The following is a 25,616-nucleotide window of genomic DNA, read 5'->3' on the forward strand; positions in this document are numbered from 1 at the left end:
ACCAAACTGGGATCCGGCATGTTTAAAACCAGATAACTAATTGAAATGTTACTGTTTTCAAAACTATTATCTGTGACTGTTACCGCAATTTGTACACCCTAAAAAGAGGTAGTTGAATTATCAAAAACTCAAAAAAACCTCAGGTGAAACAGAAAGATAACTAATGCCAGCCAGAAATAGCACCGCAGACAAATGTCACAAAATTGATAAAAAATAGCGCGAGTGCAGGAATTTTTTTACTGCGCTGGCGCCATTTTTACATATCAACAATTGGGTTAATCTGCTGCAAAGTCACGCATTCTCTGGGTTTGCCCCGCTTAAGAAGGGGATGGCAATTTGTCAGATTCAGAGTGTTTTACGGTTAAACTGAAATCGACACAGCAACAAAAGCGCAACAACCCAGCCAGCCAACAACAAGTACAGACTGCCCAGTCCCAGGCCGGTTTGACTCAGCGCCGTCAATGCGCTTTGTCCGGCCTGCGGCCCCAAATCCACCGTCAGCAAATTCAGCGCCCGGAAGATGTCCGCCGGATTGGCCAGGATCATCAGATTCAGAGTTTGCCGACTGAGCACATCCGCTAGGGCCACGACCGTTGCCAGCAGCGCAAGATCATACATAAGCACCAGCAAAAACCAGATGAACAGCAGCAAGCCCAGGGCCCTGGCCTTCTCCCTGACACCAAGACTGACCATGTAACCCAGCAGAATGAACACCATGGCCAGCAACACCCCACTGGCAATGAAGTGACCGAAAGCCGCAGCGACCTCTGAAACCGGCAGATCCGTCAGCAGCAACAGCAGGAGCGCCGTAGGCGCAAATCCCAGTACACAGGCAATGGCAAGCAAGCAGGAATGGCCGATAAATTTGCCCAGCAACATCTCCGGCCGGGTGACCGGGTAGGTCAGCATCAACAGCAGCGTGCCCGCCTCTTCCTCACCAACGAAGGCATCGAAGCTCAGCAATATCGCCGCCAGCGGCAGTAGAAATACCGACAGGGTCACCAGACCGGACAGTATGCCGGCCAGCGACGAGACCTCCAGCGAGCCGGCGATCGCGCCGCCACCGAAACTCACCGCCAGCGACAGCACCAGCAGAATAAGACTGATCATCATCAGCCAGCGATTACGCAGGCTGTCGCGGATCTCTTTGGTCGCAATAATCAATACCGGACTCACAGCTCAACTCCTCCCAGGGCTTGATTGGCCTGCACCAAAGGCGCGACATGATGATGGAAAATATCCGACAGGGATGGCAGCGACACCGCCAGATCGCAAATCTGCTTTTGCCGCACCAGATAGTCCAGCAGCCGCTCACGCTCGCTTAAATCCGCCAGCAGACGGTCGCCCTTGAGCAGCGGCATCAGCACCTCATCCCCGGCGATACGGCGCTGCAGATCATCAAAGGTCACCGCAAACTGCAGATCGCAGCTTTGACGCAGGCTGCTCATATCGCCCTGAGCCAGCACCTGGCCTTTCCCTAAAATAAGCGCGCTGTCCAGCTCAGCTTCCACCAGACCCAGCTCATGGGTACAGACAATCACAGCGCAGCCAGCCTGCTTGAGCTGAACCAGCTTGCGATACAAAAACGCCGAAGCCAGCGGATCCAGCCCCACGGTCGGTTCATCCAGCAGCAGCACTTTGGGATTGGCCAGGGTTGCCTGTGCCAGCCCCAAACGCTGGCGCATACCTTTGGAGTAGGTCCGCACCTTTCTGTCCATGGCATAGTCCAACCCGAACTCCGCCAGCAGCGCGACCACGCATTGACGATCCACGCCTTTGAGCGCCGCGAAATACGCCAGCAGCTCAAGCCCGGTCATATTGTCATAAAAGCTCACATTCTCAGGTAGATAGCCAATCGGCAGCACCCGCTTGCCACGGGACTGCACCGGATCATGTCCCATCACCCGGATCTGTCCGGCGGACGGTTCAATCAGTCCCAGCACCAATTTGATCAAGGTGGATTTACCGGCACCGTTGTGACCAAGCAGCGCCATCAGGCGTCCTTCGCTCAAATCAAAGCTCACATCCCTGAGCGCCGCATGGGCATCAGTGCCGCGGTGATAATAGGTTTTACCCAGACCCTGGGCCTGGATCACTGGCGTATCCACAAGTTAACTCCGGTTGACAATAACAGTTGGCTCCCCGGGCGCAGTCGCCGGGGCCATAAGAGGAAAGGAATCATTGATGCCGCTGGGCGAAGTGGGAGCAAACTGGCGTTCAACCCAGCGCAGCAGCGCCACCACTGGGCTGTCCATCAGCAGTTTGGCTTCAGGGTAGATCCAGAACAGCTTATCCAGACTGTCGTTGGGACGGTGGGCAATATCCCCCACCCCATCACGGTTGAAATCCCAGCCCTGATAGTCATCCCAGAAATTACCCCGGCCTTCATGGCTCCATTCGACCTGCTTGTCGCCCACATACTTAACCTGAGCGGTATTGTTGGTAAGCGTGTTGTCCCACAGCCGGTTACCTTCACCGCCCATGGCCAGATTGACGCCTGTGTCATTGTCTTCAAACAGATTGCCCTGCACCTGATTGCCTTTGGCGCCATAAATAAAGATGCCTTTGCCTTCCGTCATGATGGCCACATCCCCCTTGGGGTTGCGGCTGTGGCGCACCTGATTGGCCTCAATGCGGGAGTGGTGGGTCAGATTGAGCAGGATACCGAAATCCAGTGTATTTTCACTGCTGTTGTGGTGCAGATAAATCCGCTCAGAGCTCATCAGCGCCCAGGCGCCGTCCATCTGCTCGGCGTGGTTGTGCCAGGCCTCGTCGTCACGGGTGTACATGTAATGCAGGCCGTACTGCTGGTGACTGAACTGGTTGTCAAACGCCACCGAGCGATTGACGGTTTCCAGATACACGCCATCACGTACCTCCCGGATAACATTGCCCTCAATATGGGGATCGTCCACCCGCTTGAAATAGATGCCGTCGCCCCGGTCTAGCTTGTGCAGACGTTTGTCACCTGTGATCCGGTTGCCTGTCACCCTGGGATTGTTGAGGTTATCACCGCGAACACCAAAGCCAGGCCCGTAGAAGACATTGTCCCTGATGACAGCATCATGGGCACCGTCCAGCAGCAACACCCCGGAATCCAGGTAATAACTGTCGGCGCCATAATTGAAGAGTTTAAGATTGGAGAGGGTTACGCCGGGTACCGCCACACTGATGGCCGACCCCTTGCCACCGGCGTTGATAATGGCTGGCAGGGCACTTTCATCTCTTGGGTCGGTGGTGCCGCGAAGGTGAATTGCGCTGTTTATGTGAAAGTTACCGGCATACTCGCCGGGAGCCAGCAGTACCGTGTCGCCATCACTGGCGTTATCCAGCACCGCCTGCAGATCATCCGCCGGGGACACCTGCAACTGTGCCGCCTGCACACAGTTAAGCAGACTCAACAGAGCCAGCAGCAGTGAACAGTGCAGCGCTCGCGCCTTACTCACCCACACAACATCATTCTCCTTAATGAAAATGCGCCGATCCGGTTGCCCGGTCAGCGCAAAGTAAACTTGTTAAGGCCGTGATATCGCGGGATATGCAGCAATGGCAGGGTGTTACTTGTCCCCGGCCAGCAACTCCAGCGTGATATCTTCAAATCTGAGCACCCGGCCGCCGTACTCCCTGGCAAACTGCTCTGCCGCTTCAAGTGTACTGAACGGCGCCACCGCGGGTCCCATAACGGCTTTCCTGGTCGTTCCGTACACATAGTACGCGGTTTTGGCATCGATAAATGCGCTGTCGCTCGGATTTTGCCAATCTGTTGTACCCGCATCATGCACAAACAGGTCACTGATTTGACGCTGGTTTTCTTTCTGCAGTGCAAAGTTGAACATATCCCGGCTGGAGCAGAATTTGGGGATCGTATCCGAGTCTTTCAGGGTCAGTTGCCCTTTGGGGCCGGGATAATTGACGATCACCATGCCACAGATATGGCAGCGGTCATGTTCAGTCAGGGCAACCGGCTCAGCCTCTTTGGCCTGAGCGGTGCCGTCACTGCAGGCAAACAGCAAAGGCATTAATACAAGGGCAAGTAACTTTTTCATGGCAGACTCAACTTGGTTCGACAGGCAAAAAACTGTTGGCTCATAAGGGTGTCCGGCACCCCGGCGGTTAGGGCGCGCAGAGGCCGGACTGGCAAGCAATGGTGGCGCTCACAGGTGAGGGCCTGTGAGCCTCCGTTTGGTGCAAACAAGGGCATCAGCACTTATTCGCACCCGCGATGATCAGATGGCGTACATCTGACCTGCGTACAGGATGAACAGACGCAGACACATCATACCGGTCACGGCACAGACACCGGACAGATAGAAGGCCTGAGACGAATGGCTGAAGGTTTTGCCGGTGGCAAAGTTCAGCAGCAGCGGACCGGCAAAGCCGATACCCACCACACCAATCCAGAACACGCTGGACCAGGTGCCTTCAGTGAAGGCGGCAAATGCCATCTGCGCACCGGCGTTACCTGTCATCAAAGACACAGCGATCATGAAAATGAACAGTGCTTCGAAGAACATGATTGGCCACTCGGCACCGTGCAGCAGCTTCATTTCGCCCGAGTGCAGGTCTTCACCGAACATGCCCACGGCGATCATCTTGGCAGATGCAGCACCGGCAGACAGACCAGACGCCACGAACAGCGCAGGCAGGACTGAGGTGTTGATCAGCGGGAAGCGGATCAGCGCAGAGATCAGGAAGCCGGTGTAAGCACACACCGCCAGTGCCAGGGCCAGTGTCAGCATTTCGGCTGGACGACGGATACCTTTAAAGGCATTGACGATCGGCAGCAGGAAGCTGAGCGCCTTGATATTGCGGATCTCTTCTTCCAGTGCCAGCAGAGCCAGAATGGCCACCAGCGGAATGTAGAACAGCAATGCCACCACACCGATACTCATGACGGAATTCAGGTTGTAGAACACCAGAATTCGCCAGAAGAACAGCGGGTTGGTCAAGTCAAACACCAGACACACCATACCCAGCAGGATGGTGCCCAGCGCCACCACAGAGGCCGCCTTCAAAAACGGCGTGTTGCCGGTCTGGCCTTTGAAGAACCGCAATGCCAGGGCAATGGTCATGGCACCACCGGAAATACCGGCGAAGAACAGGTACACGGCAATTGGCCAGGGCCAGGCGACCCCTTCGGACAATCCCATGGTGAATTCAATAGTTCCGTCCATGGTTATACCCCCAGTTTCACAATCGGGATGTAGCGCAGGCTGGGTTCAGTGCCCAAATGCGCCTTGATGCGCACAGAGTCCTTCACCGCCAGCAAACGGCTGACATAGGAGTTGGGATCGTTGGCATCACCGAAGATCAGTGCATCGTAACGGCAGGCCTGCACGCAGGCTGGCAATTCGCCCTTGGACAATTTGTTTTCCAGGCAGAAGTCACAGTTATCGGCAACATCAGTGTTGGCATTGATGAAACGGGCATTGTACGGACAGGCGGTAATACAGTACTTACAGCCGGCGCACTTGGAGTCATCCATGGTCACCACGCCGGTAACCGGGTCCTTATGGGCCGCACCGGTAGGACACACAGCCACACAGGGTGCATTTTTGCACTGCTGGCAGGATACCCGTACAAACTTACGCTCACAGTCACACTGCATTTTGCCGCAATGTGGGCAGGGCTGACCTTCCACCCGGCCGGACTGCTGTTCCAACAGCACCTTGGACACGCCTTCAGGCAGGTCGTTGGCCTTGTTGCAGGCGCCTTTACAGTCGCCACAGCCTACGCATTTGTTCTGGTCAAAGACCATGACGTAGTGAGGTCTGTTGATGCCATCGTCCTCCTCCTTAACCGATGTACAGCCCAGGGGCGCCATCAGTAAAGAGCAGGCTCCGACACCTTTCAGAAACCTCCGTCTCTCTAGAATTTCACTCACAACATCCTCCATCTGTCGGTTTGCACCGACCTTTAATTGTTCGCTGTGCTTATGTCCGGTGCCCCGGGGCTCTGAGCATGATCCCCGGCTGGCGTGCTCAATGTCATTGAAGGGGGATATCCACTATCGGCTGGATACCGCCCCGGCCTTACTCTGCGCTTTGAAAATCGCATTATTGATGGCGCGCTCGTTGATGGCCTGACGGGTATTGCCCAGCAGGATCTGCCAATGCTCAATGGCTTTGGCATAATCCCCTTTGAAATACGCGTCGTTGGCCAGCAACATGCGGGTGTGCATCTCCTGGGGAAAGAGCGCCAGTGTCCGGGCGACGACAATGCCTGTGTCGGGTGCAAGCTGCCTGTCATCCCGGTAGTACATGGCGGTGGCTTTCAGCCCCATCAGTTCAGGGTCTTCCCCAGTCAGGGTCAACAACTGATCCAGGGTCGCCACGGCATCCCGGTACATACCACCCTCCATGTAGGAGTGCGCCAGATTCAGTAATGCAATCTCGCTGGCGGGAGCCTGTTCAACTGCCTGACGTCCCTTGGTGATTTCGGCGGCCACCAGGTAATCAATGCTGTCGTCCAGACGCCCTTGGTCCCAGTCGCCAAAGCGACCTGTGGACTGGTAGATCCCCAGGCTCATCAGCACCACAAACAGTGCCATAGCGCCGGGGAATCCGGGGGAGGCCTTGCTCAAGGCCGGCATGCCCTTCTCGCCTGTCGGAGCGAGGGCATTGGCACGGGCCAGGTAACGCAGGTGATGTCCCAGTAACATGCCACTGAACATCACCAACACACCGGCCAACGCCACTGCCAAACTGTTCATGCTGTTTCCCCTGAAATACGGTCGATGTCATCAGCCTCAGTGCGCTGACTTCATTCCACCCATGCCCATTCCCATGCCCATGCCCATAGCGGCAGGCTTGTCTTTCTGCGCTTCCACTTTGACCAGCTCGATATCAAAAATCAGCGTGGACTCAGGCGGAATGGCGCCGGCACCTTCACTGCCGTAGGCCAGTGCCGGTGGCAGGGTAAAGCGGAAAGTAGAGCCTTCCGGCATCAGCTGCAGGCCTTCCTGCCAGCCGTCGATCAGAGTCATCATCGCCATCCGGGCAGGCTTGTTCATGCTGTAGGTGGATTCAAACTCAGTACCGTCCAGCAGCTTGCCGACGAAGTTGAAGGTCACCACATCTTCCGGCTTGGGCTTTTCACCTGAGCCCATGGTCAGCACTTCATACTGCAGCCCGGTGTCTGTCACCTTAACGCCATCTTTCAGTTTGTTTTCAATCAGGTAGGCTTCGCCTTCAGCTTTGTTGTCAGCTTTGATTTGCGCCAACTGGGCTTCACGCTTGGCATTGAGGAACTCCAGACGCTTGTTCAGCAAATCCACCACTTCCTCTTCACTCAGGGCAGATTTGTCTTTCAGCGCATCCACAAAACCGGACACCAGCATATCCATGTTGACCTGAGCACCCAGCTCGGTCTGGGTGTACACCTGGTTGGACATATAGTTGCCCACTGACGCGCCCAGGGCGTAGGACTCACGGTCCAGTTCGTTCGCTGGCGCAGCAGCCATGGCAGTGGCGCACAGGCTCATGGCGGCCAGGGAAGCAATCAGGGTTTTCTTGAACAATTTCATCGACACACTCTCAACATCAGTACGCTAAAAGGATGGCCGGCTCCGCTGGGGGCAGGATGCAGAGCCGACCGTAATCGGTTTTCCGGCTTAAGGCACTTCGTGCGCCCGTCCGGACATGCGCCAGCCATAGATGCCGTCGGGCATCTGCATCACATTGGTGTAGCCCAGCTTCATCACCTCGCGGGCGGCGACCACACTGGCGGTACACAGGCGATTGGCGCAGTAAAACACCATCTGGGCATCTTTATTCTTTGGAAGTAACTCTCTCCAATTTTTCACATTGAAAAAAACCGCACCCGGGATGAAACCTTCGGCCCAAATCTCGAGCGTGTTTACGTCAAAAAAATAAACATCACCTTGCTTATGCAGCACTTCTCCTTCGAGCAGACTGATGTACCTTGGATTCAGATCATGCTGCACCGCGGGGGTCAGTTCGCCACCGGAACCGGCCAGACAGGTATTGGCTGTCAGCAGTAGCGTGATGGAAACGAGGATCTGTTTGATTAACTTGGTCATTGTCTTTTCCGTCAGGATGGAATGGTTTGGATAACAGCCCCGGCAGAGCAGCAGCGCTGCCGGAGCTGGGTCAGGGTGCAGAGTCTGGATTAAGCCGGAGAGCCGCCCCGGTATTCAGACTCTGCGCCTGACTGAGACTTACATCTTCTTGGCAGTCAGTGAGCCGTCGATGATGGCCTGAGCCTGGTTCACGTAAGCCATAGCCGCATCGATACGCTTCTTGGTGTAACGTGGACCGTGAACACCCCAGGAGCCGTCAGCTTCCAGCAGGTCCACAGTTGCCTGGGCCTTCTCGGTCAGCATGTAGATCTGGGTCTTCTGCTCGTTGGTCAGCTTGGTCACTTCCATCAGCTGGTCGATACGCTCGATAGCGGCAACCACCTGGGCGTAAGTGTCCTTGATTGGCTTCTGCCACTTCTGCACTTCACCGTAGATTTCCATCTGGTCTTCATAGTGCAGGCCTTTTTCCAGTTCAGACTGGAATGGGCTGTGACAGCCTTTGTTGTCCACTACTGCATAGTCAGAGATGGCGGTGCGGGCACAAGACCACATCAGGTCGAGGTAGTAGTGACCGTTTTCATCCTTGGCCATAGTCCAGCCCTTGACAGAAGCGTCACGGGACTTGCCTTCTGGTGGGTTCAGCATCTTGCGCTCTGGGTGAACATCAATCTTCCAGGCGTGAGACTTACGTACTGCGTCGAAACCAGCCATGTCAGGGAACTGAATACCGGCGAAGTTTTCACAGGAACCGGTGTTTGGCATGTGGCAAGAAGTACAATCCTGGTTCGCGTGGGTCTTGCTGTTGGCCGCGATAGAGGTTTGAGCTTCGTGACAATCCTGACAGGTCTGCTTGATAGCAGGCTTGGTGTATTCAGATTTCCAGTCGTTACCGGTCACTTCGTGTGGATCGTGACAGGTTGCGCAGCGCATGCCTTTCTCATAGTGCATGGAGCCAAACAGCTGAGAACCTTCAGTACCGCATGATGGACAGGCAGACTTCATCTTCACGCCGAACGCGTATTCCATCTTGCCATCGCTGCCTTCGGCGCCAACCAGTTCGTCAACGAAGTTGAAACGCTGGTGACAACGCTCACAGTTGGAAGGCATGCCGCCACCGATACCACCATCCAGGTGACCACCGGCGCCGTGACATTCTTCACAGGCGATACCGCGGGAGATAGTGTGCTTGCGCAGCTCTTCTGGGTTACCCAGAGCGGCGAAGTACTCATCCTTGCTCTTGAAGTCAAACTTGAAGGTGTGGCACACCTCGCAGTAAGAAGATGCAGGCTGGAACAGGAATTCTTTCTCGTACTTGGCACCGTAAGAGGTCATACCCCACTGGTGCGAACTGGTAGGACCGAATTCTTCCAGCTTGGTTGGGAAGTTAGGGATGATCTTCTTGATTTCCTGAGCTTTCTCAGGAGTCAGCCATTCAGCCCAGCCACGGGAGAACTGGTTACCACCAGCCACCAGAGTACCAGTGCCGTCTTTCAGCAGACCGTCACGGATGTGGTAAGTACCACGTACCAGCCAGGCATCAATGAAGCCGTACTTGGTACGTGGGGTACCTACAGTGGCGTAAATCGCATCTGGTGTTACACCGTCTGGCAGAATAGAGGTGTCCTTGGTCTGGTACATGGTCTGTTCCAGATCATTGTTCACTTCTGGGTGTTCACCAGGGAAACGAATGGTCTTGGAGTGACGGCTGCGGCTCCACTTTTCATACTGAGCAGCGTGACACTCACCGCACTTCTCAGGGCCGACGAACTTGTTGGGATAGTCCAGAATAGACTTCTCACCCAGACGATATTGAATCGCCATTGGGCGGCCTTTGTACTTGGAGTACTTCTGACTGTTACCCTGATCCAGGTATTCTTCACCACGGTCAGAAATCTTGTAGGTACCCAGCAGGCGACCCTGCTCTTCATATTTGAAGACTGGGTGGTTCTGGAACAGGAAATCAAACAGCTCTTTCTCCTGCACGATGTAGTCCTGCAGGGTCTTTACGCCTTTGGATTCTTCAGTCAGATCCGGGTTAGCGATAGTCTTCTGAGCAGACACACCCATTTCCTTGGTGCCGTATCCTGGCTCGCCAGGCTTGGCAGCAAGAACGGAAGTACTGGCGGCTGCGCCAAAACAAAACAACACGCTGAGCGCTGTCTTGTGTTTCCATTGTTTCATCATTCACTCCTAATATTTCTATTATTTTTGTCACTGAACCCGACAGTTCACCGAACGACATAAACACTTGAGCAAGGCCTATTCTTCACAGCAGTGGAACGAAAAACCTGAGCTGGCGCACATTAATATTGGGCTCACATATAACGACTTATAAAACCCTAAAACCACCATAAAAAACAACTACTTAAAAAGATAACAAAGATTTTATTTCAGTTCTGATTTTTAGCTTTTTAGATCTAAAAGCGAAATGAATGGATTTCAAAAATATAAAAAGTCAGCAGGCGGAAACTTGAGGTTTAGATTAATTAGGCAAGATCACATTAACGCCCATTGGCTTCAGATACGCTTTGCGCGTGATGTGCTATTTCGAATTGCTCATTGGCAATAAATCAGCGCGATTTATATCACACAGAAATTCAGTCTCAGGTAATTCCCTAAATACAGACCGGACAATCGCGGGGTTGGCCTGCGGGTCAATCTGTCTGTCCCGGTGGAATGCCTGTTCTTCGGACCCAGTCCGGCTAAACCTGTTTCGCAAAGGACCAAGATGATCGCTGAAATCGGACACCTGCTGCTTATTATCAGCACGACGCTGGCCATGTTGATGGCCACGGTGCCTTTATATGGCGTATGGCGTGGCGACGATTATCTGCGCAGCTATACCCCGCTGCTCAGTGGCGCGGCGGCAATGGCTCTGATAGGCGCGGTAGCCTGTCTGACCTGGGGCTTTATCAGTGATGATTTCTCCATCAGCTATGTGGCCAATCATTCCAACACCCAGCTTGCCTGGTACTACAAAGTCGCCGCCGTGTGGGGCAGCCATGAAGGCTCCATGTTGTTGTGGGTCACTTTGATTGCGCTGTGGGGTGGGCTGATTGCCATCAGACACTTCAGTGCCGATCAGCACTTTATCGCCCGTCAGCAAGCCGTGCTGGGGATGATCATCACCGGCTTTAACCTGTTTTTGCTGTTTACCAGCAACCCCTTTGCCCGCAATCTGCCCAATATTCCGATTGAAGGCCGGGACTTAAATCCCATACTGCAGGACATAGGGCTTATTCTGCATCCACCTTTGCTGTTCCTGGGGTATGTTGGCCTGACCATCACCTTTGCCGCCGCCATGGCCGCATTGCTGGGTGGCAAACTGGAAAAACATCAGGCCGGCTGGCTGCGCCCCTGGGTGCTGATCGCCTGGGTATTCCTGACCGGCGGTAACGCCTTTGGCTCATGGTGGGCCTATAACGAACTGGGCTGGGGCGGATGGTGGTTCTGGGACCCGGTAGAAAACTCGTCTTTTATCCCCTGGCTGGTTGCCACGGCGCTGCTGCACTCAGTGATCGTCACCGAAAAGCGCGATGGCCTGAAACTCACCACCCTGCTGCTGTGTCTGCTGGCGTTTTCCCTGAGTCTGCTCGGCACCTTTTTGGTACGCTCCGGCATTGTGCAGTCGGTGCACGCCTTTGCTGCCGATCCAACCCGGGGCATGTCAATTCTGACGCTGCTGCTGGTGTTTGTCGCCGGCGCCCTGCTGCTGTTTGCGCTGCGCGGTGAGCGCTTCAGGCGCTCGCTGGATTTCGACTTGCTGTCCAAAGACAGCTTTATGCTGATGGGCGCGGCGATTCTGGTGGCCATTGCGCTGTCGGTATTGCTCGGCACCTTCTACCCCCTGCTGTTTGAACTGGCGGGACTGGGCACCATTTCAGTGGGCGCACCTTACTTCAACGCCATCTTTGTACCACTGACCTTTGTCACTGTGCTGCTGATGGGGATCACTCCCATGCTGCAGTGGCAAAAAGATAACAGCCTTAAACTCAGGCCGTTGCTGATACTGGCGGCTGTCACTCTGATTGGTGCAACCACGCTTTGCGTTCTGCATAAAGAGCCGATGAACTTTTACCTGTGGCTGGGCAGCGCGTCGGCCATCTGGCTGCTGGGCTGTCTCATCCTGACCGCCATTCACGGCAAAGGACATGTCAACCTGCGCATGGCGGGCATGTATCTGGCGCATTTCGGCGCTGTGGTGTCCATTATCGGTGCCACCGCTATTTCCAACTATGAAGAGCAGGCCATGCTGCGCATGGGCCCGGGTCAGGGTAAGCCGCTGGGCGACTATATCTTCGTTTATGAAGCCACCGAGCATGTGGAGGCCACCGCCTTTACCGCCCTGCAGGCACGCATTGCCGTACTGAGCAGTGACGAAACGCCGCTGGGTTACATCTTCCCCCAGCGCCAGACCTTCAAAACCAATGGCATGGAAATGTCGCAGGCGGGTATCGACCGTGGCTTCCTGCGTGATCTGTACGTCTCCAAAGGGGTGCAACTGTCTGACACTGAATACCTGATCCGTATCAGCATCAAACCGCTGGCCTGCTGGATTTGGCTGGGTGGTGGTCTGATGATGCTGGGCGGCCTGCTGTGCGCCCTGCCACGGCGCCGCACCGCTGACGCCCACAACAGTGCAACCACACAGCCACAATTCGCCGGAGAATCCGCATGATTACCCAATGGAAAAAACTGGCTATCTCCCTGCTGGCCGCCCTACTGGTATCCGGCCTGTTTATCGCATCAAGTCAGGCAGGCATTGTCTATACCCCGGAGCAAAAGAAAGATCTCGGGTTTGAAATCGCCCGCGAGCTGCGCTGCCCCATGTCAGTCAACCAAAGCCTGTTTGACTCCAATGCCCAAATCGCCAATGAGCTCAAAGGCCATATCTTCCGGCTGCTGGACGAAGGCAAAAGCAAAAACGAAATCATCGATTACCTGGTGCAGCGATACGGCGAAAAAATTCGCTACAGCCCGGGCCTGAGCGGTGGCACTGCGCTGCTGTGGTTTGGGCCGGTATTGCTGCTCATTGGCGGGATTGGCGGCTGTGTGCTGTTTATCCGCCGTGCTCGTCGCGCAGCCTGAGACTGCGCTTTTTATCCAATCACATTAAACCAAGGAACGCTGCTTCACATGATCAACAGACTATTTCCGGGCAAGCACCTGGGCATGAAGATGGGCCTGGGTCTGACACTGTTTGCCGCCAGCCTCGCGGTTAACGCCAACACTCTGCAAAGCAAGGCGTATCACACCGGCGAGCCGATCCCCAAAACTATGCAAATGACCGGCTTCGTCGAAATGCAGTATGCCCGTACCGTCAAGGATATGAGCTTTACCGATCTGCAGGGTAAGGAAGTTAAGCTGAGTGATTATCACGGCAAACTGCTGATGCTTAACCTGTGGGCCACCTGGTGTCCCCCTTGCCTGAAAGAGATCCCGGCGCTGCAGCAACTCAAGGCCAACAATGCCGGTAATCAGGTAGAAATCGTGTCTCTGTCAATCGATCAGGATCCGCAAAACATCACTGCCTTCCTGCAAGAACACGACTTCAAAAACTTTGAATCCCTGACTGATCCCACCGGCAAGATTGAGCAAATCATGCCAGCCAACGTGGTACCCGCCACCTATGTGTTCGACGGTGCCGGTAACCTGGTGGGCTTTATGCGCGGCTTCCTGCACTGGGATGACAAAGGCGTACAGCCGTATTTGGATAAGCTGATTGCCAAGTATGCGGGGAAGACCGCAGAGAATATTGTGGCCAATTGATGGTGGAGGGCGGCCAGTTGATGCCGCCTTTGGATCTCTTTGATTTGGTTCTGAGGGGTCTGTGGGTTGGGAGTTAAGCTCCCAGCTTTTTAAGTCCCTCTAGCCTTCGGCTATTGATAGGCAAGCTTCGCTTGCCAGAAGATCGTGGGCTTCCAACCCAAAGTTGCCTTCGGCAAGAGGATAATCGCCGTTCCGGCGATAGCAAGTCGTGGGTTTCCAACCCACACCCGGGCAAAGGGGACTAGGCGGCTTCGCCCCCTTTGCAATCCCCCTGCCGCCCCAGACGGTGCCGACTACCCCTCGAATTTATGATGAAAATCACTATCGGCTCAGACGCTCGTCCATGATTCGACGAGCCTGCTTCGACATCCATGTCGAAGCCACGCAATTTTCATCAACATTCTTCGGCGGCACCGATGGGGAATGGGTGTATTCCGCCAGCGCATTTATGCCCCAAAGTTAGTTTCACTATGCATGGCACCGAGTGTCATCAAGCACGGCACACTTTTGCGCAAAGTTTGATCTGGACTTCTGTTACTAACCTGTTGAATAATAGATCAAAACAGTGGTTCGGCTTTCACTGGTCTGAGGTGACAAACGAGCATACACACTATACAAATGTTATATTTTATTCAGATTAGGAGAACCACGTGAAGGGAAACATAAGTCTTAAAGAGTTTATTGATGATGTTAAAAAGGAGCTAATGGAAGCTTCTGAAAGTGACTCTCCCTTCTTTACCATGGATGAGGTGGAATTAGAGGTAAGCTTCGGGCTTAATGCTAAAGGTAAGGCTGGAGGTAAATTTGTTGTATTTGAGCTAGGGGCAGAGACCAATGCCTCACAAATGCATAAAGTAAAATTGAAGTTGACTCCCTATAAGAACCAGGAAGTAAATGAGGCCGCTAATAAATCAAATTTACGAGTTACCAACCCTCAGAAACCTAAAGCATTACTTCAGCAACGTGAAAAGCGTAATGACACCGTAAAAGATAAACAAAAAAGAAATGTCGTAACCTGTAATGGTGGCGCAGTAAAATCACAAAAGCTAATAAAACCAAGGTTTCAGAGATAAATATAACAAACAATTTAAGAGTGATTCGGCACGTGTGGCATTTTTACTATGCGTCGGCATCGGTATTGCGTGCCTCACACCTTAATTGGGCGTTACGTAATCAAACAATGACTACATTATTTGGCTTATTCACGTTCTTTGTTGGAATCTATTTCTATTACGCCCTAGCTGTAACTCTTAGAATGGCAATTGATTATGGTGGCAATCAAGTTCTTGGTTTTCACGCAAAATCAGAGATATCACTACTAGCAAATATGGCATTCATTAAGAAGTTACTAATGGTAGAGACATCTTCACCGGAATCACCCCAGTTTGTAAAAACAGCTAAGAGCCAACTAATCAAGGCATGGTTACTTTCGTTAGTTGGGCTCACAATTTTATTCACAGGGGCTGCCACCAATCTCCATTAACAAGCCCAAGCAGAATAAGCGAGGAAATAAGCGAGGACAGCCAAACCTTTTTGCGGTTCCAGAGAATAAGCGAGGACAGCCAAACCTTTTTGCGGTTCCAGTAATCCTCTACTAGCCTTTTAAGCGACAACACTTGCAGACAAAGGCTCACTATGACTACTGCACGTCGCCAGTTGATTGATGCTGAAAGTACGCCCTTCTACCATGTGATTAATCGCTGTGTCAGAAGGGCGTTTTTGTGTGGGGAAGATGCCCTTTCCGGCCGCAGTTATGAACACAGGCGCGGCTGGATAGTAGATAAAATCAGGCAGTTGTCTTCTGTATTTTGTATTGATGTCTGTGCCTATGCGGTGATGAGCAACCATTACCATTTAGTCCTTAAAATTGACCTTGCCGCACAACAGGCGCTGTCAGCCATTGAGGTGATTGAACGCTGGAGCCTGCTGTTTTGCGGCAATCCTCTGGTGGCGAAATTTGTCAAAGGCGAAAGTCTGTCAGACAGCGAGCAAATACTGCTGAATACTTTGATTAGCGAGTGGCAGGAACGCCTGGGCAGTATCAGTTGGTTTATGCGCTGCCTGAACGAAGAAATCGCCCGTAAAGCCAATCGGGAAGACGGTTGCAAAGGGGTGTTTTGGGAAGGCAGATTTAAATCTCAGGCACTGTTGGATGAGCAGGCTTTGCTCGCCTGCATGATGTATGTGGATTTGAACCCTATTCGCGCCGGCATTGCCGACTCAATACCCTCCTCTGATTACACCTCTATTCAGCAGAGGATCAATGAGTTGTCCAAAGCTGAGCATGAGCCCAATCCAGAATCCCCGCCACCTGGCAATCCCCTGAAACCATTACTGGCCTTTGATGGAGCCACAACTCACGTACATCAAACCGGTATTCCGTTTCATTTTGCTGATTATCTGGAGCTGATTGATTGGACCGGTCGCACGATTCGACCAGATAAACATGGCTTTATTGCATCATCAAAGCCCAAACTGCTGGCAGAACTGGGGATCAGTGACGATGCCTGGATTACCTCAGCCAAAGAATTTCGGCGTCAATACAGTGGTATCAGTGGCCGATGGGATGCCATGTGCGCCATGAAAGCTAAATGTGGCGGAAAATGGAGCCGGGGCAAATATCACAGTCAGAAATTGCATCCTGAGCCGCGTCCATAGTCCAGCCAACGCTATGTCACTCAATCCACCAAAGGCAGGACAGAAAAACCGCCCCGAAGCTCTGCAGCTCCCTTACCAGAACTGTTGATGATACAACGAGTTGTACCGAGGCTGGCTGACGGCTGAAAGTTATTCTTGCCACTTTCAACATTCTCTCCAGACATGGATATCAACACGAGACGGGGTAAATGGGGACATGATTACCAAGAGGCAGGCAGTGCATCTGGAGTCGATGGAGGCAGTACCAGGACTGCGCTATCGCGCCACCATAACCCCTGCCCCAGGATGGCCACCTGACACGTTGATAAGGACGCACTGACCAGCAGGGCTCCTTTTCCCGGAAGCGGCTGAATGAAGGCTTATGTCGCAACCACCTGTACGCACCAACACAATGGATTACGAACAGGCCTCAGTACGGGAACGGATTTGTTGGCATTTATCGCCACTTTCGCCCGGATCAGCGCTCATGTCTGGCAAGGAACACGTTTAAGTGCCGCCTGAGTAAGCCTGGCCCACCATACCAGATATCGCTCTTTGGCTGGTTTTGGTGTGCCCCCGGAAACGATTCAGGCCAAATTCGAAAAGTGTTCAATCCCGTTTATACAGAGTATTGCATGTCCATGCTCAGCCGTTTTCATGATGAGTCATGGAAACGGCTCTTTGGTTAGCTTAATCCATACCTGGCCATCTTTTTATAAAGCAGTGGACGGGTAATCCCCAGTTGGCGAGCCGCAGCAGAGCGATTGCCGGGATTGTACTCAAGAGCAAGTTTGATGGCTCTTTGCTCTGTGCGTTCGACCATTTCATTAAGACTGATTGCGACATTAACCTCAAAGGCATCGCTTGGGTTATGGGTCATCAATGGTTTCAAAGCGTTCAGCACAATCTCTTCGGTAATATCTTCTTCAATGACCATCACCATGAGCCGTTCAAGAAAATTTTGCAGCTCCCGGATATTTCCTGGCCACGAGTATTGCTGCAGTGCAATGAGAGCGCTCTTTTTAAGGTGTTTGCGATAAATGCCGTTTTTCTTTGTCAGTTTGCTCCACAGCGATTTAGCCATTACCGGGATCTCTTCGATAGCGTCACGTAACGGCGGTAACTCAATTGCAATGACATTAAGGCGATAGAACAGATCCTTACGGAAACTGCCATCGTTGATCATTTGCTCAAGATCGCGATTGGTGGCGGCAATGATCCGCACATCGACATCGATGAGTTTTTCACTGCCTAAACGGCTCACCTTACCCTCTTGAATGACCCGCAGCACCTTTACCTGGGCAGACAGCGGCATATCGCCGATCTCATCAAGGAAAATGGTGCCTTTGTGGGCCTGTTCAAATAAGCCGCGATGTCCGCCTTTCCGGGCTCCGGTAAAGGCGCCATCTTCGTAACCAAACAGTTCTGATTCAATCAGGTGTTCGGTAATCGCACTGCAGTTGAGCTGTACAAATGGCTCTTCCCGTCGCTCGCTGTAGTTGTGAATACTTTGCGAGTAAACCTCTTTACCAACGCCGGATTCCCCCCGTAACAACACGGTAGCGTTACTGTGAGCCGCGAGCATTGCACTTTGTTTGGCTTGCTGAACCGCCGGGGCGATCCCGGCGATGCGATCGAAAGTATATTCAGTGCCATCGCCGGTCTTGTTGCTTTGTCGCAGACGTTGCAGCTCCCACTTTAAATCGTTTACTTTCTCGGTTAGCTTTGCAATTTCCTGGGTGTCACGAAAACGAATTACCCCTACAGCGCCAACACATATGCCATCTTCAAATATCGGCACTCGTGAAACAATGTAAGAATGGCCATTAATATCCTGAAGATTATCAAGCTCGGGAATACCAGTTTTAGCTACAACATTTAAACGTGTATTATTAATTACTTTTTCTACTGGCTGGCCGAGTACATCACTCTCGGTTACCTCATGTACTTCTTTGAAGCTATCATTGACATAAATAATATTACCATCCCGGTCGACAACCATTAGCGCATCTGCACATAGGTTGATAATCTTACGTTGGAACTCAATTAGGTGTCTAATATCACCAAATACTATATCTTTAAGCATTGACTGTCCCTCCGCATGAAAAAATACCGTAAAGCCATGCATTAGTATTCTGCCACTGTATCCTAACGTGACAGGTGTCACTCAGGCGACATTTTGATTTTCCCTTGCTATTAAATAGCTTTGCATGAATAAATTGGATAAGTACTACTTAAAAAATGAGAGCTCGCTCCGCTTTTTAAATGAGTTTGTTAAATATTTCTCCTTTTTTATTCCTGCTTATATTCATCCACCTGTCACAATTCATTACGTATCAAGATAAATAGCAAACTTCGCACTCTGTCATAAAAACCTCTCCAAGCAGCTGTTTTTACTGAGTTTTACTCGCTAGAAAAATATTGGCACATAAAGTGTATTCCCGTAATTGGGAACGAAACAAAAAACTCAGAATATCTCTTTCAAGGAGGAGAAAATGACTAGAAGCAAATCGTACTATGGCTGGTCAGTTGTCGCGGCATCCTGGCTAGCAATGTTTTGCCTGTTCGGCTACCGCGCCACGTTTTCAATTCTCAAAGTACCTATGAGTGCTGATATGGGCTGGTCCCAGGCGGAGGTTACGCTGGGCTACTCATTCATGATGGTGTTTTACGCAGTAGCCGCATTCCTCTGCGGTATGATTCTTGATAAGTGGGGCACCAAACCAGTCTACTTCATCGGTGCCTTATTGGGCGCTGCTGGTTTCTACGTTACCAGCTTAACCCACAGTCTATATGCCTATTACGCTTCATACGGCATCCTCGCCGGCGTCGCAACCGGTATGCTTTGGGTATCATCCACTGTCTCTATCCGCAAGTGGTACGTCGGTAAGAACTACGCCAAGATGTTTGGCCTGGCCTTTATGGGCGCGCCTATGTCTCAGGTCATTATGAGCCTGTTCGTGAAACAGGCGCTGGTAGGCGCTGAAGGGGACGCGTGGCGCGCCGCTATGCAGGTGCTTGCCTTCCTGACTCTGGCGTGTCTGCTTGTTGCGGCTTTCCTGGCGAAAGGCAGCCCGGAAGACTATGGCCACGAACCCTTTGGCGAGATGCCTCAAGCCCCTGGTGTAAAAGAGAAAGTGTGGAGCATTAAAGAAGCCTTCTCTACCTATCCGATTTGGGGTGTCATCTTTATGTTCCTGACCAGTATGCTTGCCGAGTTTCTGGTGTGGACTCAGGTTATCAGCTATTGGACTGCCGACCTTGGCCTGTCTCTTGGCGATGCCACCAATATGTACATCACTATTGGGATTGTTGGCATCTTCTCCATGCCCATCATGGGCGCGGTTGCCGATAAGGTCACAGCCCTATCAAGTTGCGAAGCCCAGGGCCGCAAGAAAATGCTTATCTTTGGCCCGATTACCGGTGTCATCGCCTGTGCATTACTGCTGATGCAAACCCCAACCGCCACTTTCATCGGGATTATCTCCTGCGTCATCTTCGCTGTTTACTGGGCTGTCGTACCCGGTGGCGTAGTTGGCTATACCGGTGCCATTTATGGTCGCGCCACATTGGGCAAAATCTGGGGTTTGGCCACGCTGATTGTGATGGGCATTGGTCCCTTCATCGGCCCTCTCATCGGGGGGTATCTCAAAGACAGCACAGGCAGTTACACCTACTCCATCATCTTTGCGCTTGGCTCCTTCGCGGTTTCCATGCTGTTTGCTTTAAGCCTGCCGATGGCGGCCAAGAGCAGCGCGGTGGATGCGGATATCCCCACCGCAGCGCCAGCGAAATAGCCACCGGCACTTCAGGGCTGCAGCGTCATTCCTGAAGTGCGGAGGCACGCAAGAAACAATTAGGTTTGATACGGCTAAGGCCGTCACGCCTAATCAAAAACGGAGTTAGTCGTATGAACGTTGATAACAATAACCAGTTGGTTGGCCACGTTTTCAATATACAGCGTTACTCGCTGCATGACGGTCCAGGTATTCGTACCACAGTGTTTTTAAAAGGTTGTCCTTTGCGGTGCTTTTGGTGTCAAAACCCGGAATCCCAGAGTTTAAAGCCAACCTTAATGTTCCGTCAGGACAAATGCACATCATGCGGTCGTTGCATTGATGTCTGTCCCCATGATGCCAACAGCATCGTGGATGGGAAAATGGTTGTCGATCGTTCGCGCTGTACTGGTTGTGGTGCCTGCGCTGCACCTGGTGTTTGCCTTAATGAAACCCGCAAGGTTGAAGGCAAATCCATGACGGTTAAGGAGGTCATGGATTTAGTCACCAGCGACTACAACCTGTATGAAAACTCCGGTGGCGGCCTGACTGTATCAGGGGGAGATTGTGCTATGCAGCCGGAATTTACGGCTGCACTGTTGGAGGAAGCACATAAGAACGTCATTAATACCTGCGTTGAAATATCCGGTGCCTTCCCATGGAAAACGATTCAGAAGATCACCGAGCATGCGGATTATATCTATTACGACCTTAAATGCATGGATGACCAGAAGCATATCGAAGGTACCAGAATATCCAATAAGCATGTTTTAGAGAATGCTCGAAAGCTCGTTGAAATGGGTAAACGGATGCATTTCAGAACCCCGCTTATACCTGACTTCAATGACAGCAAAGAGAATATTAGAGCAACTGCATTATTTATTCGCGATGACTTAGGCCTGAATCCTGCCGAACATTTTGAGCTGCTGCCATACAACAATTTAGGCGAAGAAAAATACGTTCGCATTGGCATCGAGTCGCCCCGCAGGAATAAGCGTCAATCAGATGAATACATTCGCGAACTTAATGAGCTGATTGCTTCAATTTGAACACCTCTCAAGGTTTGCAGGAGGCGCTATCAAAATAGATACGTTACGGAACACCATGCTTGAACATTATTAGTTTCATAATTCAAAAGGAAAGGTGAATATATATGGAAACCATCAATAAAGTTGTATACAACAAGTTTGAAGACAAATCTCGCGGCAGCGTAATGTGGGATGTTCTGAATCCTTTGCGCTATACCCAATGCATGTCTATGTCTCGTGCCAAGATTTTGATGGAAGGCTACAAAGAAACTGAAGGCTATCATTTCTTCCGTCGTCGCGGTCATACCCTGCGCAAGATCCTGCAGGAGATGCCAATTCGTATTGATGACCATCAATTGCTTTGCGGTGACTTCAGTGCTAAGCCCATGGGGCCGGAGTTCTTCCCTGATCTTGCTGCATTGTGGATTGTGGATTACATCGATAACTATGGCGTAGAAGGCCGCAAAGGCTTCTTCCGCTGGGAAAACGAAGAGCAGATGGAACTGGGCCGCGAAATTGGCGAATACTTCCGGGAAACCGGCGGCAAGGAACAGTGGATCAAGTTCCTTGGCGAAGAAGAAGCCGCTTTTGAACACAAGATCGGTGAAGCCGGCTCCTGGATCGTCAACACAGTATCTGAAATGTTTGCTGAAAAGGCCTGGAACTGTCCTGATCTGGATCGCCTGGTTAAACGTGGCGCCCGTGCCCTGATCGCCGATATCGATGAGCAGCTGGAAAAATCCGTTTTGCTCTCTTATGAAGATTACCGCAGCTACGAGTTCTGGCGTGGCCTGAAAGAGATGCTGCTGGGTGTCATTGACTATGCTCACCGCTACCGTGACCTCGCACTTGAGTTGGCCGCAAAAGAGAGCGATCCGGTTCGTAAAGCCGAACTGGAAGAGATGGCCCGGGTGTGTAACCGGGTTCCTGAGTATCCTGCCGAGACCTTCCAGGAGTCGCTGCAATCTCTGGTATTCGGGATTTTGATGGTGTTCTACGACACCCGCACCTTCGGTATGGGTTATGGCCGTATCGACCAGATCCTCTACCCGGGATATAAGGCTGACATCGCCAGCGGTAAGATCGATGACGAGTACGTGGTTCAGTTGTTTGAATGTTTCCGCGTTAAGATCATGGGCAAACGTCAGTTCTGGCCCGATGTGATGACACCGAACCTCAGCAGTGAATCACACTTCCACAACTGCGTTATTGGCGGGGTTGATCCCAAGACCGGCCGTGATGCCACCAACGAACTGTCGTTCGCCTTCCTGGAAGCGGCCGAGCGGGTAAGAACCACCCACCCAACCATCTCGGTACGCTGGCACACCCGGATAAATCCCAAGTTTATGAAGCGGGCGCTGGAAACCGTTAAGTTGGGCATGGGCTTCCCGGCATTCTTTAACGATGAGACCAGCATTCAGTACCTGTTAGCCCGTGGGTACACCATTGAAGAAGCGCGTAACTATGCCTTTGGTGGTTGTACCTTGCACACAGTACCTGGCAAGACCAGCTCTATCTGGCCTCTGGTGACCAGTTACGGCCGGATCCTTGAACTCACTATGTACAACGGCTGGGATCATATTTCCAACTCACAGCTGGGACCACAAACCGGTGACTTTACCAAGATGACCAGTTACGAAGAGTTCGTCGATGCCTATAAGTCGATGATCAAGTACTGGGCAGACGTCAGCACCAAGAGCGGCCGTGCCGCGAAACTGCAGCACGGTGATACCTTCCCGGATATGGCGATGTCAGCATTCACTGACAACTGTATCGACCGCGGCCGGGTGTGCAGTCTGGGCGGCGCAGAACACGCTGACAGTTGCATGTACATAGTACCGGTTGCAGTGCAGGACGTTGCCAACGAGCTGTATGTGATCAAACACGGTATCTTTGGTGAGCACCCAATTTGTACGCCGCAGGAGATGCTTAATGCAATGCGGGCCAACTGGGAAGGCTATGAAGAGCTGCGCGCCAAGTGCAAAGCCATGCCCAAGTACGGTAACGACATCCCGGCGGTCGACCAGCTGCTGACCGATGTTTATGACTGGGTTAAGAAAATCTGGCACGCACAGCCCGCAACTGATGGCGGCCACTACGAGGTTTCTCCTCACTCCATTGGTTTCCACGGGGGTACCGGGGCGAAAACCGGGGCGCTGCCCTGTGGCCGTAAAGCCGGCACTTCCTTCTCTGACGGCGCAGTATCGCCAGTACAGGGTACCGATATCAATGGCCCTTCAGCAGTGCTGAAGTCTGCCGGCAGTATCGACCAGCACGACTTGTACGGCGTACTGTTCAACATGCGCTTCTCACCTTCAAACATTAAGGGAGACGAAGGTACTGCCAACATCGCAGCACTGATCAAGACCTACTTCAGTGACTATAAAGGCAAACACATTCAGTTTAACGTGCTGAATCCTGAGCAGCTGCGTGCAGCAAAAGAAGAACCTGAGAAGTACAAAGATCTGATGGTTCGTGTTGCCGGCTACAGCGCTTACTGGACTGACTTGCCAGCCAACATCCAGGACGAGTTGATCGCTCGTACAGAGCACGAACTGTAGTCATCGTGAGCACACAGAGGGGGCAATCCGCTCCCTCTTTCTCATAACCGATAACCCCGGCGCCGCCACAGGCTCTCGCCGGGTTAGCATCCATGGCGTTGTCACTTTCTTATTGAAAAAACTATTTTTGTTTCGGCAAAGACAGCTATGGGAAAAGATCGTTGATAGCAACGCCATTTCTGAACGAGGCAATTGAATTGACCGGCTTGGATCTGCGTCGGTTTATTCGGCGATATCAGTCGCGATTTCTGATGTGCTCTTACTGCCTGTGAGTATTCATCGCACACAGAACCCGTTACTGAACCTGGCCCAAAGTACATGCACGTCAGAAAACATTACGGTCAACAGACAATATGTAATTTTTAAGTTGGTAAACAGGATGTCTGACCAACTCTAAGTCCAAAGCAGTTTACTGCCCGGGGCTTCTTTATTGGAAAGCCATTAAACCGGCAGTGGGAAAGTCCATCCCAGACCAGAGGCGCATTATGATAAGAAGCAAATCGTTTTATGGCTGGTCGGTTGTTGTTGCAGCCTGGCTGGCAATATTCTGCCTGTTTGGTTATCGGGCGACCTTTTCAATCCTTAAGGTGCCGATGAGCGAGGACATGGCCTGGTCACAAACTGAAGTGACTCTGGGCTATTCGTTAATGATGACGACCTACGCCATCGCCGCTTTTTTCTGTGGCATGATTGTCGATAAATGGGGAACCCGGCCGGTCTACGCCATTGGCGCAGTGTTTGGTGCCGCCGGATTTTACATTACCAGCCTGACGGACAATCTTTACGCTTATTATGCCTGTTACGGCATCCTGTCAGGAGTGGGGACAGGCATGATGTGGGTTTCTTCGATTATTGCCATCCGCAAATGGTACATAGGTAAGAACTACGCCAGGATGCTGGGTATCGCCTTTATGGGGGCGCCGGTGGCACAGCTTGTCATGAGTCTGTTCGTCAAACAGATTTTACTTACCGCTGAAGGTGATGGCTGGCGCACAGCCATGCAGGTACTGGGTGTTTTAACCTTTGTCTGCATGGCCATTGCAGCGTTGGCAACCAAGCATGCTCCTGAGAATTATGGCCTGACCCCATACGGTGAAGAGCCTAATACTGCAGTGCAATCTGAACGGATCTGGACCATTAAAGAGGCGTATGTGACCTACCCGATCTGGGGCGCCATCATAATATTACTGACCAGCATGCTGGCGGAATTTTTAATCTGGACTCAGGTGGTCAGCTATTGGGTTACTGATTTGCAGTTACCGCTTGAAGGCGCCACCAACCTTTATGTGGTTATTGGTTTATCTGGCATTATTTTGATGCCCTTAATGGGAGTCGTGTCAGATAAAGTGGTAGGCAGATCCAGCAGTGAAGCTCAAGGTCGAAAACTTATGCTGATCTTTGGTCCATTGGTGGGGGCGATTTCCTGCACTTTGCTGCTATTTCAAAATCCAACAGAAATCTTTATTGGCGGTCTTGCCTGCATCATTTTTGCCGTATACTGGGCCGTAGTTCCGGCGGCGATTATCGGTTATGCCGGCGCGATATATGGGCGAGTCAGCCTGGGAAAGGTATGGGGACTGGCAACCTTGATTGTGGTCAGTATTGGTCCTTTCGTCGGTCCACTGATTGGCGGTTATTTAAAAGACAGTACCGGAAGTTACACCTATTCCATACTGTTCGCTCTGGGATCTTTCCTTGTTTCTGCCTTATTTGCTACCAGTTTGCCAATGACGCTGCAAACTAAACCGGAGCAGCTGAATGTACCAGAAGTATCAAATTCAGTTAGCTAACCACCGGGAAAACC

Annotated in this window: 20 protein-coding genes; 9 read left to right on the forward strand and 11 right to left on the reverse strand. The window is 52.0% G+C overall.

All coding sequences use genetic code 11. The features are described 5' to 3' along the window. Nucleotides 1–345: 345 nt before the first annotated feature. From ACRRUX_RS14115 to ACRRUX_RS14160, 10 genes are all read right to left on the reverse strand, one after another. The gene (locus tag ACRRUX_RS14115; RefSeq protein WP_432531417.1) at nt 346–1,176 is read right to left on the reverse strand and encodes an ABC transporter permease; all 831 of its coding nucleotides are present in this window, start codon (nt 1,174–1,176) and stop codon (nt 346–348) included. Beyond that, nucleotides 1,173–2,108, reverse strand: coding sequence for an ABC transporter ATP-binding protein (locus ACRRUX_RS14120; protein WP_432531419.1), 936 nt, complete (start codon nt 2,106–2,108; stop codon nt 1,173–1,175). The genes ACRRUX_RS14115 and ACRRUX_RS14120 overlap by 4 nt, the downstream gene beginning before the upstream one ends. 3 nt (nt 2,109–2,111) lie before the next feature. Then, nucleotides 2,112–3,446, reverse strand: coding sequence for a nitrous oxide reductase family maturation protein NosD (gene nosD, locus ACRRUX_RS14125; RefSeq protein ID WP_432531421.1), 1,335 nt, complete (start codon nt 3,444–3,446; stop codon nt 2,112–2,114). A 111-nt stretch (nt 3,447–3,557) separates the two neighbouring features. Beyond that, complete coding sequence (locus tag ACRRUX_RS14130) at nt 3,558–4,046, reverse strand: nitrous oxide reductase accessory protein NosL (RefSeq protein ID WP_432531423.1); 489 nt, start codon at nt 4,044–4,046, stop codon at nt 3,558–3,560. Nucleotides 4,047–4,226: 180 nt separating this feature from the next. Then, nucleotides 4,227–5,174 carry an NrfD/PsrC family molybdoenzyme membrane anchor subunit gene (nrfD, locus tag ACRRUX_RS14135; RefSeq protein WP_432531425.1) on the reverse strand — a complete coding sequence of 316 codons (948 nt, stop codon included), beginning with the start codon at nt 5,172–5,174 and terminating at the stop codon, nt 4,227–4,229. 2 nt (nt 5,175–5,176) lie between these two features. Next, nucleotides 5,177–5,884 (reverse strand): 4Fe-4S dicluster domain-containing protein, encoded by a 708-nt coding sequence (locus tag ACRRUX_RS14140; RefSeq protein ID WP_432531427.1) that lies wholly within the window; start codon nt 5,882–5,884, stop codon nt 5,177–5,179. Between the two features lie 123 nt (nt 5,885–6,007). Continuing rightward, complete coding sequence (locus ACRRUX_RS14145) at nt 6,008–6,712, reverse strand: tetratricopeptide repeat protein (RefSeq protein WP_432531429.1); 705 nt, start codon at nt 6,710–6,712, stop codon at nt 6,008–6,010. A 36-nt stretch (nt 6,713–6,748) separates the two neighbouring features. Then, complete coding sequence (locus tag ACRRUX_RS14150) at nt 6,749–7,525, reverse strand: FKBP-type peptidyl-prolyl cis-trans isomerase (RefSeq protein ID WP_432531431.1); 777 nt, start codon at nt 7,523–7,525, stop codon at nt 6,749–6,751. An 87-nt stretch (nt 7,526–7,612) separates the two neighbouring features. After that, entirely contained in the window at nt 7,613–8,041 is a 429-nt protein-coding gene (locus tag ACRRUX_RS14155; protein WP_432531433.1) for a rhodanese-like domain-containing protein, read from the reverse strand. A gap of 138 nt (nt 8,042–8,179) precedes the next feature. After that, a complete protein-coding gene (locus ACRRUX_RS14160; protein ID WP_432531479.1) occupies nt 8,180–10,222 on the reverse strand; it encodes a multiheme c-type cytochrome in 2,043 nt (680 codons plus the stop codon). A gap of 547 nt (nt 10,223–10,769) precedes the next feature. Here ACRRUX_RS14160 and ACRRUX_RS14165 point away from each other — a divergent pair. The 5 genes from ACRRUX_RS14165 to ACRRUX_RS14185 all read left to right on the forward strand — a co-directional run bounded on the left by ACRRUX_RS14165 (nt 10,770) and on the right by ACRRUX_RS14185 (nt 16,468). Next, complete coding sequence (locus ACRRUX_RS14165) at nt 10,770–12,719, forward strand: heme lyase CcmF/NrfE family subunit (RefSeq protein WP_432531435.1); 1,950 nt, start codon at nt 10,770–10,772, stop codon at nt 12,717–12,719. Then, on the forward strand, nt 12,716–13,129 hold the full coding sequence (locus ACRRUX_RS14170) for a cytochrome c-type biogenesis protein (protein ID WP_432531437.1): 414 nt from the start codon (nt 12,716–12,718) through the stop codon (nt 13,127–13,129). The genes ACRRUX_RS14165 and ACRRUX_RS14170 overlap by 4 nt, the downstream gene beginning before the upstream one ends. A 48-nt stretch (nt 13,130–13,177) precedes the next feature. Further along, nucleotides 13,178–13,810, forward strand: coding sequence for a TlpA family protein disulfide reductase (locus ACRRUX_RS14175; RefSeq protein WP_432531439.1), 633 nt, complete (start codon nt 13,178–13,180; stop codon nt 13,808–13,810). Between the two features lie 650 nt (nt 13,811–14,460). Further along, entirely contained in the window at nt 14,461–14,883 is a 423-nt protein-coding gene (locus ACRRUX_RS14180; RefSeq protein WP_432531441.1) for a trypco2 family protein, read from the forward strand. 562 nt (nt 14,884–15,445) lie between these two features. Continuing rightward, the gene (locus ACRRUX_RS14185) at nt 15,446–16,468 is read left to right on the forward strand and encodes a transposase (RefSeq protein WP_432531443.1); all 1,023 of its coding nucleotides are present in this window, start codon (nt 15,446–15,448) and stop codon (nt 16,466–16,468) included. Nucleotides 16,469–17,132: 664 nt separating this feature from the next. Here ACRRUX_RS14185 and ACRRUX_RS14190 read toward each other — a convergent pair. Next, complete coding sequence (locus ACRRUX_RS14190; protein ID WP_432531445.1) at nt 17,133–18,533, reverse strand: sigma-54 interaction domain-containing protein; 1,401 nt, start codon at nt 18,531–18,533, stop codon at nt 17,133–17,135. A gap of 409 nt (nt 18,534–18,942) precedes the next feature. Here ACRRUX_RS14190 and ACRRUX_RS14195 point away from each other — a divergent pair, with 409 nt between their 5' ends. The 4 genes from ACRRUX_RS14195 (at nt 18,943) to ACRRUX_RS14210 (ending at nt 25,602) form a co-directional block, all read left to right on the forward strand. Further along, nucleotides 18,943–20,244 (forward strand): MFS transporter, encoded by a 1,302-nt coding sequence (locus ACRRUX_RS14195; protein WP_432531447.1) that lies wholly within the window; start codon nt 18,943–18,945, stop codon nt 20,242–20,244. 113 nt (nt 20,245–20,357) lie between these two features. After that, entirely contained in the window at nt 20,358–21,272 is a 915-nt protein-coding gene (locus ACRRUX_RS14200; protein WP_432531449.1) for a glycyl-radical enzyme activating protein, read from the forward strand. Between the two features lie 104 nt (nt 21,273–21,376). Beyond that, nucleotides 21,377–23,812, forward strand: a complete 2,436-nt coding sequence (locus ACRRUX_RS14205; RefSeq protein ID WP_432531451.1) for a pyruvate formate lyase family protein — start codon at nt 21,377–21,379, stop codon at nt 23,810–23,812. 452 nt (nt 23,813–24,264) lie between these two features. Then, a complete protein-coding gene (locus ACRRUX_RS14210; RefSeq protein ID WP_432531453.1) occupies nt 24,265–25,602 on the forward strand; it encodes an MFS transporter in 1,338 nt (445 codons plus the stop codon). Nucleotides 25,603–25,616: the final 14 nt, after the last annotated feature.

The sequence above is a fragment of the Shewanella sp. GXUN23E genome (genome assembly GCF_050865035.1).
Classification (GTDB): Bacteria; Pseudomonadota; Gammaproteobacteria; order Enterobacterales; family Shewanellaceae; genus Shewanella.

Excerpts from the sequence above, each read along its gene's own strand:
- ACRRUX_RS14160 (WP_432531479.1), bottom strand. The coding sequence starts at position 10,222 with ATGAAACAATGGAAACACAAGACAGCGCTCAGCGTGTTGTTTTGTTTT.
- ACRRUX_RS14145 (WP_432531429.1), bottom strand. The coding sequence starts at position 6,712 with ATGAACAGTTTGGCAGTGGCGTTGGCCGGTGTGTTGGTGATGTTCAGT.
- ACRRUX_RS14165 (WP_432531435.1), top strand. The coding sequence starts at position 10,770 with ATGATCGCTGAAATCGGACACCTGCTGCTTATTATCAGCACGACGCTG.
- ACRRUX_RS14200 (WP_432531449.1), top strand. The coding sequence starts at position 20,358 with ATGAACGTTGATAACAATAACCAGTTGGTTGGCCACGTTTTCAATATA.
- ACRRUX_RS14205 (WP_432531451.1), top strand. The coding sequence starts at position 21,377 with ATGGAAACCATCAATAAAGTTGTATACAACAAGTTTGAAGACAAATCT.
- ACRRUX_RS14195 (WP_432531447.1), top strand. The coding sequence starts at position 18,943 with ATGACTAGAAGCAAATCGTACTATGGCTGGTCAGTTGTCGCGGCATCC.
- ACRRUX_RS14155 (WP_432531433.1), bottom strand. The coding sequence starts at position 8,041 with ATGACCAAGTTAATCAAACAGATCCTCGTTTCCATCACGCTACTGCTG.
- ACRRUX_RS14190 (WP_432531445.1), bottom strand. The coding sequence starts at position 18,533 with ATGCTTAAAGATATAGTATTTGGTGATATTAGACACCTAATTGAGTTC.
- ACRRUX_RS14150 (WP_432531431.1), bottom strand. The coding sequence starts at position 7,525 with ATGAAATTGTTCAAGAAAACCCTGATTGCTTCCCTGGCCGCCATGAGC.
- ACRRUX_RS14185 (WP_432531443.1), top strand. The coding sequence starts at position 15,446 with ATGACTACTGCACGTCGCCAGTTGATTGATGCTGAAAGTACGCCCTTC.
- ACRRUX_RS14175 (WP_432531439.1), top strand. The coding sequence starts at position 13,178 with ATGATCAACAGACTATTTCCGGGCAAGCACCTGGGCATGAAGATGGGC.
- ACRRUX_RS14170 (WP_432531437.1), top strand. The coding sequence starts at position 12,716 with ATGATTACCCAATGGAAAAAACTGGCTATCTCCCTGCTGGCCGCCCTA.
- ACRRUX_RS14130 (WP_432531423.1), bottom strand. The coding sequence starts at position 4,046 with ATGAAAAAGTTACTTGCCCTTGTATTAATGCCTTTGCTGTTTGCCTGC.
- nrfD (WP_432531425.1), bottom strand. The coding sequence starts at position 5,174 with ATGGACGGAACTATTGAATTCACCATGGGATTGTCCGAAGGGGTCGCC.